At 68.7% G+C, this 15,998-nt stretch carries 13 protein-coding genes and 2 tRNA genes; 5 read left to right on the forward strand and 10 right to left on the reverse strand.

What is annotated here, in order from left to right; translation table 11 throughout:
• Positions 1-40 precede the first annotated feature (40 nt).
• From ACFXJ8_RS12485 to ACFXJ8_RS12500, 4 genes are read left to right on the forward strand one after another with little or no spacing between them, the layout of a single operon-like run.
• Complete coding sequence (locus tag ACFXJ8_RS12485) at positions 41-1,303, forward strand: nucleotide sugar dehydrogenase (protein WP_379643958.1); 1,263 nt, start codon at positions 41-43, stop codon at positions 1,301-1,303.
• Positions 1,304-1,322: 19 nt separating this feature from the next.
• Positions 1,323-2,411, forward strand: coding sequence for a glycosyltransferase (locus ACFXJ8_RS12490; protein ID WP_379643959.1), 1,089 nt, complete (start codon positions 1,323-1,325; stop codon positions 2,409-2,411).
• Positions 2,412-2,454: 43 nt separating this feature from the next.
• Positions 2,455-4,236, forward strand: coding sequence for a DUF4434 domain-containing protein (locus ACFXJ8_RS12495; RefSeq protein ID WP_379643960.1), 1,782 nt, complete (start codon positions 2,455-2,457; stop codon positions 4,234-4,236).
• A gap of 10 nt (positions 4,237-4,246) precedes the next feature.
• Positions 4,247-4,912, forward strand: coding sequence for an NUDIX domain-containing protein (locus ACFXJ8_RS12500; RefSeq protein ID WP_379643961.1), 666 nt, complete (start codon positions 4,247-4,249; stop codon positions 4,910-4,912).
• On the opposite strand, the gene ACFXJ8_RS12505 is transcribed toward ACFXJ8_RS12500, so the two are convergent.
• On the reverse strand, positions 4,902-6,278 hold the full coding sequence (locus ACFXJ8_RS12505; protein WP_379643962.1) for an ATP-binding protein: 1,377 nt from the start codon (positions 6,276-6,278) through the stop codon (positions 4,902-4,904). The two genes, ACFXJ8_RS12500 and ACFXJ8_RS12505, sit on opposite strands and share 11 nt — an antisense overlap.
• A 93-nt stretch (positions 6,279-6,371) precedes the next feature.
• On the opposite strand from ACFXJ8_RS12505, the gene hisC reads away from it, so the two are divergent.
• The gene (hisC, locus tag ACFXJ8_RS12510; protein ID WP_379643963.1) at positions 6,372-7,439 is read left to right on the forward strand and encodes a histidinol-phosphate transaminase; all 1,068 of its coding nucleotides are present in this window, start codon (positions 6,372-6,374) and stop codon (positions 7,437-7,439) included.
• Positions 7,440-7,454: 15 nt separating this feature from the next.
• Here hisC and ACFXJ8_RS12515 read toward each other — a convergent pair whose 3' ends face one another.
• The 9 genes from ACFXJ8_RS12515 to ACFXJ8_RS12555 all read right to left on the reverse strand — a co-directional run bounded on the left by ACFXJ8_RS12515 (position 7,455) and on the right by ACFXJ8_RS12555 (position 15,875).
• Positions 7,455-8,861, reverse strand: a complete 1,407-nt coding sequence (locus tag ACFXJ8_RS12515) for a serine hydrolase domain-containing protein (protein WP_379643964.1) — start codon at positions 8,859-8,861, stop codon at positions 7,455-7,457.
• Between the two features lie 136 nt (positions 8,862-8,997).
• Positions 8,998-9,540: a DUF4262 domain-containing protein gene (locus tag ACFXJ8_RS12520; RefSeq protein ID WP_379643965.1), complete on the reverse strand. Its 543-nt coding sequence runs from the start codon at positions 9,538-9,540 to the stop codon at positions 8,998-9,000.
• A gap of 47 nt (positions 9,541-9,587) precedes the next feature.
• A complete protein-coding gene (locus ACFXJ8_RS12525) occupies positions 9,588-10,685 on the reverse strand; it encodes a hypothetical protein (RefSeq protein WP_379643966.1) in 1,098 nt (365 codons plus the stop codon).
• A 66-nt stretch (positions 10,686-10,751) separates the two neighbouring features.
• Positions 10,752-10,824, reverse strand: a tRNA-Arg gene (locus ACFXJ8_RS12530).
• Positions 10,825-10,828: 4 nt separating this feature from the next.
• A tRNA-Met gene (locus ACFXJ8_RS12535) sits at positions 10,829-10,901 on the reverse strand.
• Between the two features lie 205 nt (positions 10,902-11,106).
• Positions 11,107-12,666 (reverse strand): hypothetical protein, encoded by a 1,560-nt coding sequence (locus ACFXJ8_RS12540; protein ID WP_379643967.1) that lies wholly within the window; start codon positions 12,664-12,666, stop codon positions 11,107-11,109.
• Complete coding sequence (locus tag ACFXJ8_RS12545) at positions 12,666-14,186, reverse strand: hypothetical protein (RefSeq protein ID WP_379643968.1); 1,521 nt, start codon at positions 14,184-14,186, stop codon at positions 12,666-12,668. Before ACFXJ8_RS12545 ends, ACFXJ8_RS12540 begins: the two co-directional genes overlap by 1 nt.
• A gap of 4 nt (positions 14,187-14,190) precedes the next feature.
• Positions 14,191-15,000: a carbohydrate ABC transporter permease gene (locus ACFXJ8_RS12550; RefSeq protein WP_379643969.1), complete on the reverse strand. Its 810-nt coding sequence runs from the start codon at positions 14,998-15,000 to the stop codon at positions 14,191-14,193.
• Entirely contained in the window at positions 14,997-15,875 is an 879-nt protein-coding gene (locus tag ACFXJ8_RS12555; protein WP_379643970.1) for a carbohydrate ABC transporter permease, read from the reverse strand. The genes ACFXJ8_RS12550 and ACFXJ8_RS12555 overlap by 4 nt, the downstream gene beginning before the upstream one ends.
• Positions 15,876-15,998: the final 123 nt, after the last annotated feature.

The raw sequence follows: 15,998 nt of genomic DNA on the forward strand, positions 1-15,998 counted from the left end.
AGATAACCTTTGCGACCATGAAGTGTTCTAAGGCGATGTCGTGACTGATTTCGACCTGGCGGTAATCGGCCTGGGTTACGTCGGCATGCCGCTGGCCAAGGAGGCCGTCGCGGCAGGGCTGCGGGTCGTCGGCGTGGACGTCGACCCCCGCAAGATCGACGCGCTCAACGCCGGCCAGTCCTACATCGACGACCTGACCGACGCCGACCTCGAGCACATGCTGGCCAACGGCTTCCGCGCGACGGCCGACGAGTCGGTGCTGGCCACCAGCGACACGATCGTCATCTGCGTGCCCACTCCGCTGGACGAGGACCACCGTCCCGACCTGTCGGCCGTCGAGGGCGCCACCAAGTCCGTCGCGCGCAACCTCCAGAAGGGCGCGCTCGTCGTCCTGGAGTCCACGACGTACCCCGGCACCACCGACGGGGTGGCCAGGCCGCTGCTGGAGACCTCCGGGCTCGTCGCCGGCGTCGACTTCCAGCTCGCCTTCTCGCCCGAGCGCATCGACCCGGGCAACCCCAAGTACGGCCTGCGCAACACGCCCAAGGTCGTCGGCGGCTTCACCGACACCTGCCGCGACCGGGCCGCCGCCTTCTACGGCCAGTTCATCGAGCAGATCGTGCCCGTCAGCGGCACCCGCGAGGCCGAGATGGCCAAGCTGCTGGAGAACACCTACCGGCACGTCAACATCGCCCTCGTCAACGAGATGGCGATCTTCTGCGACGAGCTGGGCGTCGACCTGTGGGAGGCGATCGAGGCCGCGGCGACCAAGCCGTTCGGCTTCCAGAAGTTCCTTCCCGGACCCGGCGTCGGCGGGCACTGCATCCCCGTGGACCCCGGCTACCTGTCGTACACGGTGCGCAAGCTCGGCTACCCGTTCAGGTTCGTCGAGCTGGCGCAGGAGATCAACGAGCGGATGCCGTCGTACGTGGTCAACCGCGTGCAGCGGCTGCTCAACCGGCACAAGAAGGCCGTGAACGGCTCGAAGGTGGTGCTGCTCGGCGTCACCTACAAGCCGGACATCGCCGACGAGCGCGAGACCCCCGCCCTGCCAGTCGCCCGGGCGCTGCTGGAGCTGGGCGCGGAGCTCACGTTCGTGGACCCGCACGTCAAGAAGTGGTCGGTGGACGGCACCGAGGTGCCGCGTGAGGAGGACCTGGCCGAGGCCGTTGTGAACGCGGACGTGACGCTGCTGCTGCAGCAGCACGCCGCCTTCGACCTCGACATGGTCGAGGAAATGGCCAGGCTCGTGCTGGACACCCGAGGCGTGCTCGCCGAGGGTGAACGCGTCGAGCGGCTGTAGCGACAGGGGGCTGCGCGCAGTGCACGTGCTCGTCATGACGGTGGTGCATAACCCCGAGGACGCCCGGATCCTGCACCGGCAGATCCGCGCCCTCGTGGATGCCGGTCATGAGGTCACGTATGCGGCGTCCTTCTCCGCCCACGGCGTGGTCGCCAGGCCGTGGGTGAACGGCGTCGACCTGCCCAGGGCGGCCCAGCGCAAGCGGCTGCGCGCCGTGCTGGCAGCGCGCAAGGTGTTCAAACGCCTGCGCGACAAGGTCGACCTGGTCCTCATTCACGACCCCGAGCTGCTGTTCTCCGTCTGGGGTGTGCGCCGCAGGCCGCCCGTGGTCTGGGACGTGCACGAGGACACCCCCGCGACGCTGTCGCTCAAGCCGTGGCTGCCGTCGCTGTTGCGCCCGCCCGCGCGCTTCCTGGCCCGCCTGCTGGAGAGTACGGCCGAGCGCAGGCTGCACCTGCTGCTGGCCGAGACCGCCTACGCGGGCAGGTTCAAGCACGCCCACCTCATCGTCCCCAACGAGACGTGGGTACCCGACACGGTGACCCCGCCGGGCGACGACAGGGTCGTCTACCTCGGCTGGCTGTCCAGGGCGCGCGGCGTCCAGGAGGCGATCGAGGTCGGCAGGCTGCTGCAGCCGTACCGGGTGGCGGTCGAACTGATCGGCTACGCCGACCCGCAGTCGCGGCCCGCGCTCAACCAGGCGGTGGCCGAGGGCGTGCTGGAGTGGCGCGACTTCATGCCGAACGACGAGGCGCTCAAGCGGCTCGACGGCGCGCTGGCGGGCCTGTCGCTGCTGCACGACGAGCCCAACTACCGCCACTCCATGCCGACGAAGATCGTGGAGTACATGGCGCACGGCATCCCGGTGATAACGACGCCCTCGCCGCGCGCGGTGGAGCTGGTCGAGCGGTACGAGAGCGGGATCGTCGTGCCGTGGGAGGACCCGAAGGCCGTCGCCCAGGCCGTCCTGTCGCTCCGCGACGACCAGCGCGAACGGCACGCGATGGGCGCCCGCGGCTACGCCGCCGCCCGCGCCAACCACCACTGGCCGAACTCGGCGCGCAGGTTCGTCACCCAGCTCGAATCCTGGGCCGGCGTCAAGAAGTAGCGGTTTATCCTCTACAGATCACGAGGGCGGTAGGTTCCTGACTGTGCGCTGGCTCACTGTGCTCCTCGGTGCCGCGATTCTCGCCGCCATCGCTGCGGTGGTGATCGTCCTGCCCGACGACGAGCCGTCCGCGACCGGCGCCCGGGTCTCGGCCGCCCCCACCACGTCGAAGAAGGCGCTGCCGCAGCCGACCGCCAAGGAGTTCACCGACCCCTGCGGCACCTTCGACCTGCAGGACGTCAAGCCGTACGCGATCACTGGCTACTGGATCACCCCGTCGAGCAACCCGTGCACGTGGCGGCACCAGCTGGAGGAGATCCACGCCGCCGGCGGCGACACCGTCATCAGGATCGGGCACGGCCTGCAGTACCGCCCGGTCAAGGACGGCCGGATCATGACCAGGAACGGCGAGGCCGACCCCCGCTACGCCGACTGCGACGGCTGCTGGGAGGAAGCCGAGAACGACCTCAAGCAGGCCAACCCCGGCAACCGGATCGGCCGCACCTTCGTGTACCGGACCGACGAGGTGTTCGGCCCCGGCCTGTTCCGCTGCCCGCAGATGGAACGCGCCATCGAACGGGACAAACGCGTCTTCTACCGCCTCATCGCCCCGCCCGACGGCTCCGACGACGCCACCTGCGACTTCAGCAAGGCCGGGCGGACCTACGACCTGATCCTGATCTCCGGCGCGCGCACGGACAAGAAGGACAGCCTCACCGAGCTGCTCGACCTCGGCGACCGCTTCGGCGTGCAGGTCTTCCCCTCGCTGCCGATGGCGCCCCGCGACTCCGACGTGTCCACCAGGGCCAGCGAGAAGCATCTCGGCGTGCTCGTCACGCTGACGCGCAGGATCCTGCAGGACTACGGCGACCGCTTCACGGGCAGGGCCTCGCTCGGCGGCTTCTACCAGCCCTTCGAGCTGCAGATGAGCGCCACCATGGCGACCAACCCGACGCTGCGGGTCTACTCCGAGCAGCACACCATCATCGAGCAGGAGCTGCCGGGCAAGCCGATCCTGGTCAGCCCCTACATGGACGCCCGCAAGCGGGTGGGCTTCGGCCAGACCCCCAAGCAGGTCGCCGAGGGCTTCAGGGTGCTGGCCAAGTCGGGCGTCGGCATCATCGCCCCGCAGGACAGCAGGGGCACCGGCAAGGTCGGCCTGTTCTGGCCGGACCAGCGCGACGACGAGGTCGACCCGCGCCTGCGCCCCCTCGTCGGCGAGGCCACCTACGACACCGCCTACCACGGCTCCACCCGCGACTACTACCGCGAGATGGCCCTGGCCCGCGAGCAGTTGATCGAGGACGGCGTCGAGGTGGAGCTGTGGGCGAACGTCGAATCGTTCGAGCCCTCCGCCGTCACGCCGTGCCAGCCCCAGGGCTCCCGCGGCGCGACCGACAAGAAGCGCCTCGACGCCGCCGTCGCCATGACAGGACGGTACGTCCAGAAGGTCGTCTCCTACATGTGGAGCGACTTCTTCACCTGCGGCGACACCCCGCTCAAGGACCAGGTCATGGCCGACCACCTGCGTCCCATCGCGGTCGACGCGGTCAGGACGTCGCCGAACGAGGAGGACGGCGTCGAGATTCGCGGCTACAACCTGGAGCCCGGCGGCACCGTCTCCCTGACCTGGCCAGGAGGCTCGGCCGAGCTGCTGATCAGCGCCACCGACGCCCCCAGCGAGCCCATGGCCGACCGTATCTCGGTCGCCTGGATGCCCTTCGACTGGTCGCAGGTCCCGCTCGGCGTCTGGGTCACGGTCGGGGTCCGCTCACCTTCCGGCCTGCAGGCCACGGAGCCGCTGCACGTGCGCGTCAGCGTGTAACGTGCCTGGCATGGTCCCCAGCGTCCCGGTGAGTGTGGATCTTGTCGTGCTCACCGTCCGTTGCCATGCGCTCTCGGCGCTGGTGTGGCGGCGCGACAACCCGCCGTTCCTGCGCCGATGGTCGCTGTCCGGCGGGTTCATCCAGCTCGACGAGGACCTGCCCGACGCCGCCCGCCGTATCCTCGCCGAACGCGCGGGCCTGCCCGGCGCGCCGGTCCACCTGGAGCAACTCCAGACGTACGGTTACCCCGACCGCGACCCGCGCCAGCGCGTGCTTTCCGTCGCCTACCTGGGGCTCGCCCCCGACCTGCCCGCCTCGGAGAAGGCCCACATGGCGTGGGTGCCCGTCGCCGAACTGACCGCCATGGCCTTCGACCATCGGCGCATCATGCTCGACGGGATCGAACGGGCCCGCGCCAAGCTGGAGTACACCCCGCTGGGGGCGGCCTTCTGCCCGCCCGAGTTCACGGTGGCCGACCTGCGGCGCGTCTACGAGATCGTCTGGGGGCGCGTCCTCGACCCGCGCAACTTCCACCGCAAGGTCACCAAGGCGGAAGGATTCCTGGTGGAGACCGGCTCCACCACCACCCGCGACGGCGGCCGCCCCGCCAAGCTCTACCGCCGCGGCCCCGCCGAACTCCTCCACCCGCCGATGCTGCGCTCCCTCAAGGAATGACCGGCGCGAAAACGTCGTCCGCGGTCACACAGAAGGTGCCGTCGGGAGCGTGGACGATCTCCTCCCTCGCGGCGACCGCGTAGCGCAGGCCGGAGAGGTCGTCGGTCAGCCGCGCGGCCTTCGCCGCCAGACCGGTGACGAGCTTGGCGCCGTTGACCTTCTTCGCCCACTTCGCCTCACCCGCCACGATCGGCCGCCGCGACCGGCCGGCGAGCGCCACCGCGTCGATCTCGTGCTGCCCGTCGGCCCGCCACCACGGGCCGATGGCGACCACGTCGGGGGCCAACTCGGCGGCCCGCAACCTCAGATGATCACGGAACGCCTCCTCCCACGCGCCGCCCAGATGATCGTCGAGCGACGCGACGAGGGCGGGCAGCACGGTCTCACCGAGCCCGCGGTCGATCTCGGGAAGCACCCTGGACAGCGGCCCGAGGTAGAAGGCGAGGAAGTTGTCGGCGATGCGATAGATCCTGCGCCTGCTGCGAGCGGTCTCGGTGACCGGCTGAACCCGTTCCACCAGCCGCAGCGCAAGCAGGTCGTTGAGCGTCCTCGTGGGGTCGGCCCTGATGGCGTCCGCGATCTCGTTGTGCTTGGTGTGGCCCTCGGCGATCGCCTGCAACGTCGCGGCGAGATGGACACCCTGCCCCGCCTCCGTCGCCAGGACGAGATCACCCTCTCTGATCATCTTGGCGTCGGGATGGCAGGCGAGCCTGGCGAGGTTCCGCTCGACCGACAGTTCGGACCGCCACCAGGAGAGGTAGAGCGGCATGCCGCCCAGAATGCCGTAGACCAGGGCACGTCGCGCCGGGTTGAGCTCAGGAAGCATCGCGGCCGCTTCGTGTGGCCTGAACGGATGCAACTGCATGGTCAGGTCGAACCGGCCGTAGAGCGGCGCGCGGTACTCCTGGATCGCGCGCATGGTCCGCACGGCCGAGCCGCACAGGATGATGCGAAGGTGCGAATGACCGTGGGCATGGTCGAGGAATGCTCGGAGCACACCCTCGATCTCGGCTGCGCTCCTGATCAACTCGGGGAACTCATCCAAGATGAGCAGCAGCGGCTCCTTGTCCGCCTCTCTCGCGAGGCTGTCCAGTGCCTCGTCCCAGGTGCGGTAAGGGCGGGACCGTAGATCGCGGGTGGCCGACGTCAGCGACGCCGCCGCCCTGAACGACAGCTCCTCCAACTCGCGATGGGGTGTCCTGCCCCCGCCGGTGTGGAAGACCGTGCGTTTGTCACTGGCGAATTCGCGGAGCAGCGCGGTCTTGCCGACTCTCCTGCGTCCCCATACGAGAGCGGGACGAGGATAAGGGTCCTCCCACCATTCCCGCAGTCTGGCGAGCTGTTCATGCCTTCCGACGAAGTACATGCTTCCACAGTATCCGACATGGATGTCGGCGACGTAGGCGTCGCCGACATTCACGTCGGTAAGACTGTTCCGGCCGCCGACTACCATGGGGCCATGCCTCGTTATCGTGCGATTCTGGACACAATGCCGCCCTACAAGGCGGGCAAGGCCGTGGTGACCGCCGACGGCCGGTCGTACAAGCTCTCCTCCAACGAGTCGCCCTACGATCCGCTCCCGTCGGTGGTCGAGGCGATCGCCGAGGGCGCGAGGCAGATCAACCGCTACCCCGACCCCGGCGCGATCAAGCTGACCGAGACGATCGCGGCCAGGTACGGCGTGCCGCCCGAGCACGTGGCCCTCGGCGCGGGCTCGGTGACCGTGGCCCAGCAGCTGTTCGAGACGTTCGGCGAGCCGGGCGTCGAGGTGATCTACGCGTGGCGCTCCTTCGAGGCGTACCCGCTGCTGGCGAACCTCGCGGGAGTGACCGCGGTGCAGGTTCCGCTGGACGGCGAGGACCACGACCTCGACGCGATGGCCGCGGCCATCACCGACCGCACCCGCATGATCTTCGTGTGCAACCCGAACAACCCCACGGGCACCTCGATCAGGCGGGCCGAGCTCGAGGCGTTCCTCGACAAGGTGCCCTCCGACGTGCTGGTGGTGCTCGACGAGGCCTACCGCGAGTACGTCCGCGACGCCGACGTCCCCGACGGCCTCGACCTCTACCGCGACCGGCCGAACGTCTGCGTCCTGCGCACCTTCTCCAAGGCGTACGGCCTGGCCGGGCTGCGCGTCGGCTACCTGATCGGGCACGAGCCGGTGGCCGCGGCGATCCGCAAGACGATCATCCCGTTCGCCGTCAACCACCTGGCCCAGCTGGCCGCCGTCGCGTCGCTGGCGCCCGCCGCGGAGAAGGAGCTGCTGGAGCGGGTGGACGCCGTCGTCAAGGAGCGCACCAGGGTCCGCGAGGCGCTCATCGAGCAGGGCTGGACGGTGCCGCCGACCGAGGCGAACTTCGTCTGGCTGCGCGTCGGCGAGCGGACGATGGACTTCGCGGCGGCCTGCGCGGTCGAGGGCGTGGCGGTGCGGCCGTTCGCGGGAGAGGGCGCCCGGATCTCGATCGGGACCCCGGAGGCGAACGACGCCTTCCTCCAGGCGGCGGCCGACTTCCTGAAGTCGTGACCGCCCCGGCTCCCGCTATCGCAGCCGTACCAGGCGCATGATCGCTGTCAGAGCTCCGGCGACCGCTGCCACCACCAGCATGATCGACATGGGCGCGGCGAAGTAGGTGAGCTGAGCCCAGGTGACGGTCCGGCCGTTCATGAGGAACGAGATCAGGTCGGGGTAGGCGGCCAGCACCGCGACCGGCAGCAGGACAGGCGTCATGCGCAGCGCGACACGCCACCAGGGCTTGCCTGCCCTTCCGGCGGCCCAGCGCCGTGCCCGCAGCACGCCCATGACCCCCAGGCACGCGGCCGCCAGGGTGATCGCGGCCAGTACCAGCTCGAACCACTGCCGGTCGCCTCCGAGCTGCTCGGGGGTCCTGCCCTCGCTCATGGCGGTGAGTCCCCGCATGATGGCGTAGGTGTCGTCGGTCAGGGCGGCGCTGTTCGCCATGACGGCGAAGCCGTACCCGGTCGTGGGGGAGATGGCCTCGACGGCGTTGTAGGTGAACAGGTTGCCGGAGTGGGTGAGCAGGCCGGTGTCGCGGTCGAGGCCCCAGCCCATGCCGTAGTCGCGGATCTTGACAGGCGTGTGCATGGTCCGCAGGCTCTCCCGCTTGACGAGCGGGCCGCCGTCGCCCGTCTGGAGGATCAGCCATCTGCCCATGTCGGCGGCTGTGGTGATGACTCCACCGCTCCCGCTCTCGTCCAGGAACGCGGGCAGCTCTGGGCGCGACAGCCAGGCGCCGAAGATCGAGTTGTGGCCGTCGGCGGGCTTGACGACCTCGTCGCTGACCGCGCTGGTCCTCATGCCGAGCGGGCGGAAGACGTGTTTCCTCAGGTAGTCGCCGAACCGCAGGCCGCTCGCGGTCTCGACAAGCCTGGCGGCGAGGTTGTAGTTGACGTTGCAGTACGCCCAGCGGGTGCCGGGGTCGGCGGCGAGCTCGGCGGTGGCCAGGCGGGAGGTGTAGTCGGCGAGAGAGGTCGCGCTCTCCAGGGCGCCGATGTCGACCGTGGTGTCCGACAGGCCGGAGGTCTGGTTCAGCAACTGGCGTACGGTGATCGTCGCCGCCCGTGGGTCGGCCATCACGAACCCGGGCAGCTGTCCGGCCACCGGCCGATCCAGCTTGATCTTGCCTTGCTCGACGAGCGTCATGACGGCCATCGCGGTGAACGACTTGCTGACGGAGGCCACCCGCATCGGGGTGTCCTTGGTGACCGGATCGCCGTGGGAGTCGTTGCCGTATCCGGCCGCGTGTACCACCCTCCCGCGGTGCGTCACGACGACGGACATGCCGGGCAGGCCGGTAGATTCCAGCGCCTCGCCGAGGTAGGCGTCGATGGCGGCAGGTGTCATCCCGCCTTCAGGTGCCGGTGAGGCGGCGGTCGGCGCCACGGTGAACATCAAGGCCGCCGAGAGGCCGATCAGCAGGGTCTTCATGGTTTCTCCAGGTGAGGGGGAATGTGAGAAACCTACGAAGCCGCGGGCCCGTCGCGGATCGGCCGACCGTCCAGAACTGCCCCTGACGAAAGTAAGGCCTCTCCCCTCTGGAGGCGGTGAGCGGTGGATGCGTCGGTCAGGGAAGATCGGCCCACACGCCCGCGGGGTGGTTCGGCTTGGGAATCCACAGCTGGGGCTGCCGGTCACGAACGCCGGCCGCGCACCCGTCCTGCCAGGGGAACAGGCCGCTGCGGTCGGGCCAGACGACCTCCATGAACGGCACGGGCGAGTGCTGGTAGAAGTACAGCGCCTGCCCGAACAACGGCTCGTGCCAGCTGCGGTGGACCGCCTTGATCGTGACCGGCAAGCCCTCGATCACGTCGTCGCGCTCCTGGTCGACGACGAGAGTGCGGCCCTCCCTGATGGCATCCCCCAGGCCGTTGAGACAGTGCTGCATGGTCGCCAGGTCGTCGATGCCGAAGATGGCGATCTCGGGAGAGCGAAGGGTGTGCCACAGGCCGACGGTGTAGGCCCATCCGGGGCCCGAGTCGTCGGCGGCAACCGCCTGGGCGACCCAGCCATGCTCCTGCACCAGGCCGATGGTCCGCCGGTCGAAGTCGTCGAGGTCGACATCGTGATCGACACAGATGATGCAGTGGCAGGGCAGTTCGTCGGTCATCGGATTCCAAGCGGCAGGCGGAGCACGTGGTCAGGGCATTGGGCCGGTCATTCCCGCCACGTTGCCTCGGCGCAACGGAACCGAGCGGCCTCCGCGGGTTCGGCATTACGAACCCTGAACTGCCGCCTCTCTGTCCCGATGACCGTCACGATGCCCGTGACGAGCACCTTTCCGCTCATGACGTCGTGGAAGACGACCTGCCGGTCGACGCCGAAGGTCTCGTCGGCGGGGCGGCTCGCGTAGTCCCAGCGCCAGCCCCGGTAGGTGGCGCCCGGCTGCGGCTCGTAGGCAGGGATGTCGACGCTGAAGGTGTTGCGGAGGTCCGGGTTGAGGATCTCTTCGGTACGGCGGTGCGCCGCCAGAGCGCGGGCCGACTCCTCGCGCCTATCAGGGTTCCACTCCGGGTCGTCCTCCGACAGGCAATCCCAATGATCGCCGATCTCCGGATATTTCCGGACCAGCTCCGTCCACCAGTCAGGCCAACCCTGGCGCGCCGCCACGCCGGGTAGCTCTCGCTCCATCATCGCGGCCCTCGCCTGGTCGAAGGGCAGATCCGGGGCGAGCCCGTGGGCGGCCAGATAGTCGGCCATGGTCACCCCCGTGTGGGCGAGGTACTCCTCCATAGCCGCCTCCCGTCGCGAGATCCGCGCCTGGAGCCAGTCGTCCGCGCGGGAGACCGGCACCTCCACCTCACGCGGCTCGCGACGCGCTCCGCCGTCGGGACGCGCGTGCCGTACCGGATCGAAGGCATCCCTGATCGGCCAGAACCGGATCAGCCACCGGGCCAGTTCGCGCTCGTTCCAGGTCTCCTCCGAGGTGAAGTCCGGCGGCTGCGCCGGCGGGAGGGTGTGCGCGGCGACGCCGTACAGGAAATGCGGTGGGCCGATAAGCAGGCTCTGGGTCGCTTCCTCGTCCATGGAGGCCACGCTCACTGAGCCGGTGCCGCCCATGATGGTGGTGTTCACGACCGGGATCCAGGGTGCGTCGGGGGCGGGCGGTTCCGCGTCCCACGCCTCCAGGCGGACCCGGACGAGGTCGTCGTCAGCGTCGCCGTCGAGGACGAGGCTGTGGTCGGGCTCGCATAAGATCGCCAACCCGAACTCCAGCCATACCTCGTCGTCCAGACCACGAACCAACCGAGCCATCAGGCCACCCTTTCCACCGCCGAAGCTCGGAGCATAGGCGGCGACGGCGACAGTTTCGGGCCGCAGTGTCTCTGGTTGGATTCGAACCAACGTCCTCCTGCTCCGCAAGCAGGCGCGCTCTCCACTGCGCCACAGAGACCCGGTAGCGGGTGCGGGAATCGAACCCGCCCATAACGGCTTATGAAACCGTCGAGCACACCAGCGCCCTCACCCGCCCTGGAAACGACAGAACCGCCCCCGACCTGCCCGGTCAGAGACGGCTCACGAGGTCGACGCTACCGACGTCAGCTGTGAGCCTCCCAGGGCGTGTGCATTCGGCGGTGACGTCGCATGATCTCTCCAAGTCCAGCGTGGCTGCGTGGGTACGAGCATGCCTGCCAGGTCGGAGCAGGCGCAACGCATTTTCCCCTCGAAGGGGACGTCACTCCAGGCGCAGCAGGCGGGACAACGTGATCAGATGCGAGGCGTTCGTCGGTGTGAAGTTCGCGTACTTCGTGGCCGCCAGCGTGTACACCTGCCGGTCGAACTCCGCGAGCTCCAGCCACGAGTGCAGGAAGTAGTCGACCCCGTTGGCCACCCCGGTCCCGTCCACGTAAAGGCTGAAGACCGGCGCGCTCGTCGACCCGTTCCACATGTTGTCCTTGAACGTCTTCGTGAACGCCGTCATGTCGGCCGCGGTGAACACCTGCCCGCGCCGGTGGTTCTCCACGATGGCCGACAGGTCCACGTTCCCGTGCGACAGGTCCTCCTTCTGGGAGGCGTACGTCGCGTACTTCCACACGTACGCCCCGGACGAGCTGGTCAGATGGCTCTTGGTCCACTGCGCGATCCTGGTCGCCCGATCCAGGTAGGCGGGGTCGCCGTTGACCTCGTGCAGGACGTTCAGCAGGTTCGCGAAGGCCAGCGACATGTTGAACGGCAGGTCGTCATACGCCCTGGTGTGGCTGAAGGTGTCGACGTCAGGCGGTTGCTGGTAGGACGTGCCGTTCCAGGTGTTGCCGAGGTAGGCACTGTGCTCCCATCGGGGGACGAGCTCGTTCTCCAGGAAAGCCCGGTATGTCGCCGCTTTCGCGTTATATCCGGCCAGGGCGGGGGTTTTGGCGACGAGCCGGACGAACTCCGCGATGGGGATGCCGATCATTCCGTCGTGCACGATGTACGGGAAGATCCCGCTCAGCCGTACATCATCGAAGTACGCCGACCCGCTCACCGTGTACGACGCGTGCTCCAGCCACACCTCCGGCGCCCGCCCGGCCGGAACGTCGCAGGTCGTCTCCTTGAACTGCCACGCGGTCGAGGCGAACTCCAGCATGCACAGCGTCGTGGACCCGTCGCGCAGCACGACCCGCCCGACGACCGAGCCGGTCCGCTTGCCCCACGCCCGCAGGAGGTGCTTGGTCCCGCCCGCGTAGCTGGAGCCGATCTTCTGGCGGAGCTTCTTCCACTTCGTCTGGTCGGAGACGACGCGGACCGACCGGCTGCCCGTGCCGCTGGGCACGTCCGTGGTCCGGTAGATGTGGCTGCCGGTGTCCTGGAACCTGGTCCAGGAGGCGGGCAGGGTGGTGTCGCCGCTCGCAGCCGTCTCGAAGCTCGAATTGGCCAGCTCGGGCGGCGAGTACCGGCCGGTGCTCCAGCCGAGGAAGCCGTCGCCGTCGATGTCGTCGGCGTCGGCGATCACCGTGTCGGCGTGGGTGACGAGCTTGTCGAGCCAGGCGGTGTCCCCCGTGGCGGCGTAGACGTCGAGGTAGCTGCGCATGATGTAGCTCTCGCCCCACGCCAGGTTCGCGCTGTCGGGGTTGTTGTAGGCGGTGTGCCCGATCTGCGCCTCCAGCGCCCGGTACTTCGTGAGCCACCCACTTTCGGCGGCGGCGGGGGCGGCCGTCACAGGGAGGGAGGCGGGGGTGGCGGGCGTGGCCGGCAAGTGGGAAGCGGGGGTGAAGGTAAGCAGGAGAGAGGCGGCGGCGACCAGCTTGAGTAACATCACGACCCCCTGCGGGCGTGCCAGTTGAGGTAGGCGACGCAGGCCAGGTAGGAGCCCTGCTGCGGCTCCACGGCGCGGGCGTCGTAGATCGAGCGGGAGTGGCCGAACACCGTCTCGTCCCACTGCGCGACCGCCATCCACCGGGGTGCCTGCAGGTACTGCCCCGCGCTGGTGGTGCTGCCGGTGCCGTTCACCCGCTGGAAGGCGGTGGGGAGGCCGTCGGCGCCCGTGGTCGCCAGGTTCCTGCTGTAGGTGCGCGCGAAGCGCGCCATGTCCTGCCCCTGGTAGAAGAGACGGTTGCGGAAGACGGCCGCGGCGAACTCCACGTCGATTGCGCCGTGGCTGAGGTCCTCGATGCCCTGCACGGGATTGCTCGACGGCGTGTACTCGGAGACGCCGTCGCTCTTGGCGAACCCGTGGTAGGCCTTGCCGAACGCGGGCCAGTACGTCCAGACGTAGGCGTCGTCGGCGTCCGCCGTCAGCTCGCGGGCGAACGTGCGCGCCATCCGCCTGGCGCGGTCCCGGTAGAACGGGTCGCCGGTGGCGGCGGCCAGTTCGGCGTAGGTCTGGCCGAGCGCCAGGCTCTGGTTGGTGGGCTGCTCGGTGCCGTCGTAGCCGAGCGGCGTGCCCTTGTTCCAGACGAAGTACCCGTGGCCGTCGTCGGTCTGGCGCCACTCGTCGTCGTGGACGGCCGCCGCGTCGCGCGCCGCCTTGAGGTACTCCACCGCCTTGTGCCGATATTTCGGTACGGCCAGCAGCCGCGGACTCCTGAAGACGGTCTTCGCGAACGACGCCATCGGATAGGTGATCATCCCGGTGTGCACGGTGAACACGACCGGCTGCGAGGCGAACGGGGTGGCTCCGGGCACGGGCGCCGCGTTCGCCGAGGGCGTGGGCCTGAGCTCGCGGGCGGTCACCAGCGTCGGCGTCGGATACGCGTCGAGGATCCGGCGCACCGCGTAGTCGGGCGCGGACGGGTCGAGCGACAGGTCGGGGAACGTGGCCACCAGGTTGGACCTGGTGTTCTTCACCTCCAGGGCGAAACGGCCCTCGGAAGCGCCGGAGCTGACGGTCGCCACCGCGTTGTCGGCGTAGGACAGCGCCGTCCGCACCTCCAGCAGCGGCGTGCCGTCCGCGTCCTTGAGAGTGACGACGCCCACGGTGTAGGGCGCCATGGCCCGCCACGCGGGAAGCGAGAGCCCCCGATGGTCCTTGACCCCGCGCACCGAGTCGCGGTTGGCCAGCACGAGATCGATGTTGGTGATGAGCCGGTCGAGGTAGTGGGTGTCCTTGTACGCCTCGTACATCCTGATGAATCCGGCCAGGATGTACGACTGGCCCCACGCGAGGCCGCCGTGCTCGTTGGTGTCGGTGGGCTGTCCGCCCCTGCCGCTCTCGTGGAAGAGCTTGTCGAACAGGTCGAACGTCTCGCGCGAGGTGTAGTCGTAGGCCGACGAACTGGTGAAACCGAGGGCGCCGACGGCGAGCGCGCCCATACCGAACTGCCTGCGAGTCAACATGTGATCAGCCCTTCACCGCTCCGCGCATGCCCTCGAGGACATGCCGTTGCATGATCATGAATACGACGACCACCGGAATGATGGAGATCATCGTTCCGGCGGCCTGGGACCGGACGTCGCTGCCGGTGACCCCGGACAGATAGGCGATGCCGAGGGCGATCGGGTACTTCGCCGAGTCCTTGAGCACCACCAGTGGCCAGATGAAGCTGTTCCAGACCGAGACGAAGCCGAGAATGCCGAGGATCGCCAGTGTCGGCCGGGCGGCGGGCAGCATGACGTGCCAGAAGATGCGCAGCTCGTGGCAGCCGTCGGTGCGGGCGGCGTCCACGATCTCGCGGGGCACCCCGGCGAAGGTCTGGCGGAGCAGGAAGATCCCGAACGCCGAGAGCAGCCCGGGAAGGATCACCCCGGCGAAGGTGTCGGCCAGGCCGAGCTGCGAGACGACGAGGAAGCGCGGGATGAGCATGACCTCGCCCGGCAGGAACATCGTCGACAGGATCGCCAGGAAGATGAGGGTGTTGCCGCGGAAGCTCATCCGCGCCAGCGGGTAGGCGCACAGCGCGGAGACCAGCACGTAGGCCGGCACCATCACGCCCACGTAGATGAGCGAGTTGACCAGGTAGGTCGGGTACGGGATGACCGTCCAGGCCTCCTTCACCCAGTCGAGCACCGGTGGCCGGGGGATGATGTCGGGCGGGAAGGAGAAGACGGGCTGGCTCGACGGTTTGAGCCCGGCCGACAGCAGGATCAGGAACGGCCCGACGAAGACCAGGGCGATCGCGGTGAGCAGGACGTACATTCCGGCTTTTCTCATGTACGCCCCCTGGTCATGCGGTAGTTGAGCATCGCCATGCCGATCAGCACCGCCCAGAGCACGAGGCCGACGGCGCTGGCGTAGCCCATCTCGTAGCTCTCGAAGCCGAGCGACCAGATGTAGTAGCCGAGCGTGAGGGTCGCGTCCTGCGGCCCGCCCCTGGTCATCACGTACACCGAGGTGAAGGCCTGCATCGCGTCGAGCATCTCCATGGTGAACGCGACCGCGATGTAGGGGATCATGAGCGGCACCGTGATACGGCGCAGCCGGTCCCAGGCCGAGGCGCCGTCGACCCTGGCCGCCTCGTAGAGGGTGCTGTCGATGGTCTGCAGCCCGGCCAGGTAGATCATCATGTAGAAGCCCATGCTCTTCCAGCCCTCGACCAGGATGAGTGCGGGCAGCGCCCAGAACGGGTCGAGCAGATACTGGATGGGCTGGTCGAGCAGTCCCGCGCCGGTGAGGATCCAGTTCAGCACGCCCTGCTGGTGGAAGACGTACTCCCACGCGATCGCCACCGCGACCATCGAGGTCACGACCGGCAGGTAGTAGAGCATCCTGAACGTCCTGATCCCCGGCAGCCGCTGGTTCACCAGGACGGCCAGCAGCAGGGGCGCCACGACGAGCAGCGGGAACAGCCCGACGAGGAAGAGCACGGAGTTGAGCGTCGCCTTCCAGAACCGCGGGTCGTCCAGGAGCCTGACGAAGTTGTCCAGGCCGACGAACACGGGCGGCGAGATCGCGTCGTACTCCATGAAGGACAGCTGGATCGCGGTGACCGCGGGCCAGACGAAGAACACGCCGAACAGGGCCAGCGCGGGTAACGCGAACAGGTACGGCGTGTACCACCGCTGCCCAGGGATCCTGCCGACGGTCATAGGGGTCCTAAAGTGCGTATTACGGCGGCCAGAATTTCGTGCAGCGTATTCTGGGGTATGAGGGCCGTCAAGGGTCCAGGGGATTGACGCAATCCGCTGCGAGTGTCATTCTGCCGAAAGTTC

Origin of the sequence: Nonomuraea sp. NPDC059194, from assembly GCF_042754765.1 — a bacterium.
GTDB lineage: Bacteria > Actinomycetota > Actinomycetes > Streptosporangiales > Streptosporangiaceae > Nonomuraea.

What these genes read in the sequence shown, in the direction of transcription:
- ACFXJ8_RS12545 (WP_379643968.1), bottom strand. Translation starts at nt 14,186, where the DNA reads ATGTTGACTCGCAGGCAGTTCGGTATGGGCGCGCTCGCCGTCGGCGCC.
- hisC (WP_379643963.1), top strand. Translation starts at nt 6,372, where the DNA reads ATGCCTCGTTATCGTGCGATTCTGGACACAATGCCGCCCTACAAGGCG.
- ACFXJ8_RS12505 (WP_379643962.1), bottom strand. Translation starts at nt 6,278, where the DNA reads ATGTACTTCGTCGGAAGGCATGAACAGCTCGCCAGACTGCGGGAATGG.
- ACFXJ8_RS12550 (WP_379643969.1), bottom strand. Translation starts at nt 15,000, where the DNA reads ATGAGAAAAGCCGGAATGTACGTCCTGCTCACCGCGATCGCCCTGGTC.
- ACFXJ8_RS12520 (WP_379643965.1), bottom strand. Translation starts at nt 9,540, where the DNA reads ATGACCGACGAACTGCCCTGCCACTGCATCATCTGTGTCGATCACGAT.
- ACFXJ8_RS12500 (WP_379643961.1), top strand. Translation starts at nt 4,247, where the DNA reads ATGGTCCCCAGCGTCCCGGTGAGTGTGGATCTTGTCGTGCTCACCGTC.
- ACFXJ8_RS12525 (WP_379643966.1), bottom strand. Translation starts at nt 10,685, where the DNA reads ATGGCTCGGTTGGTTCGTGGTCTGGACGACGAGGTATGGCTGGAGTTC.
- ACFXJ8_RS12540 (WP_379643967.1), bottom strand. Translation starts at nt 12,666, where the DNA reads ATGTTACTCAAGCTGGTCGCCGCCGCCTCTCTCCTGCTTACCTTCACC.
- ACFXJ8_RS12555 (WP_379643970.1), bottom strand. Translation starts at nt 15,875, where the DNA reads ATGACCGTCGGCAGGATCCCTGGGCAGCGGTGGTACACGCCGTACCTG.
- ACFXJ8_RS12515 (WP_379643964.1), bottom strand. Translation starts at nt 8,861, where the DNA reads ATGAAGACCCTGCTGATCGGCCTCTCGGCGGCCTTGATGTTCACCGTG.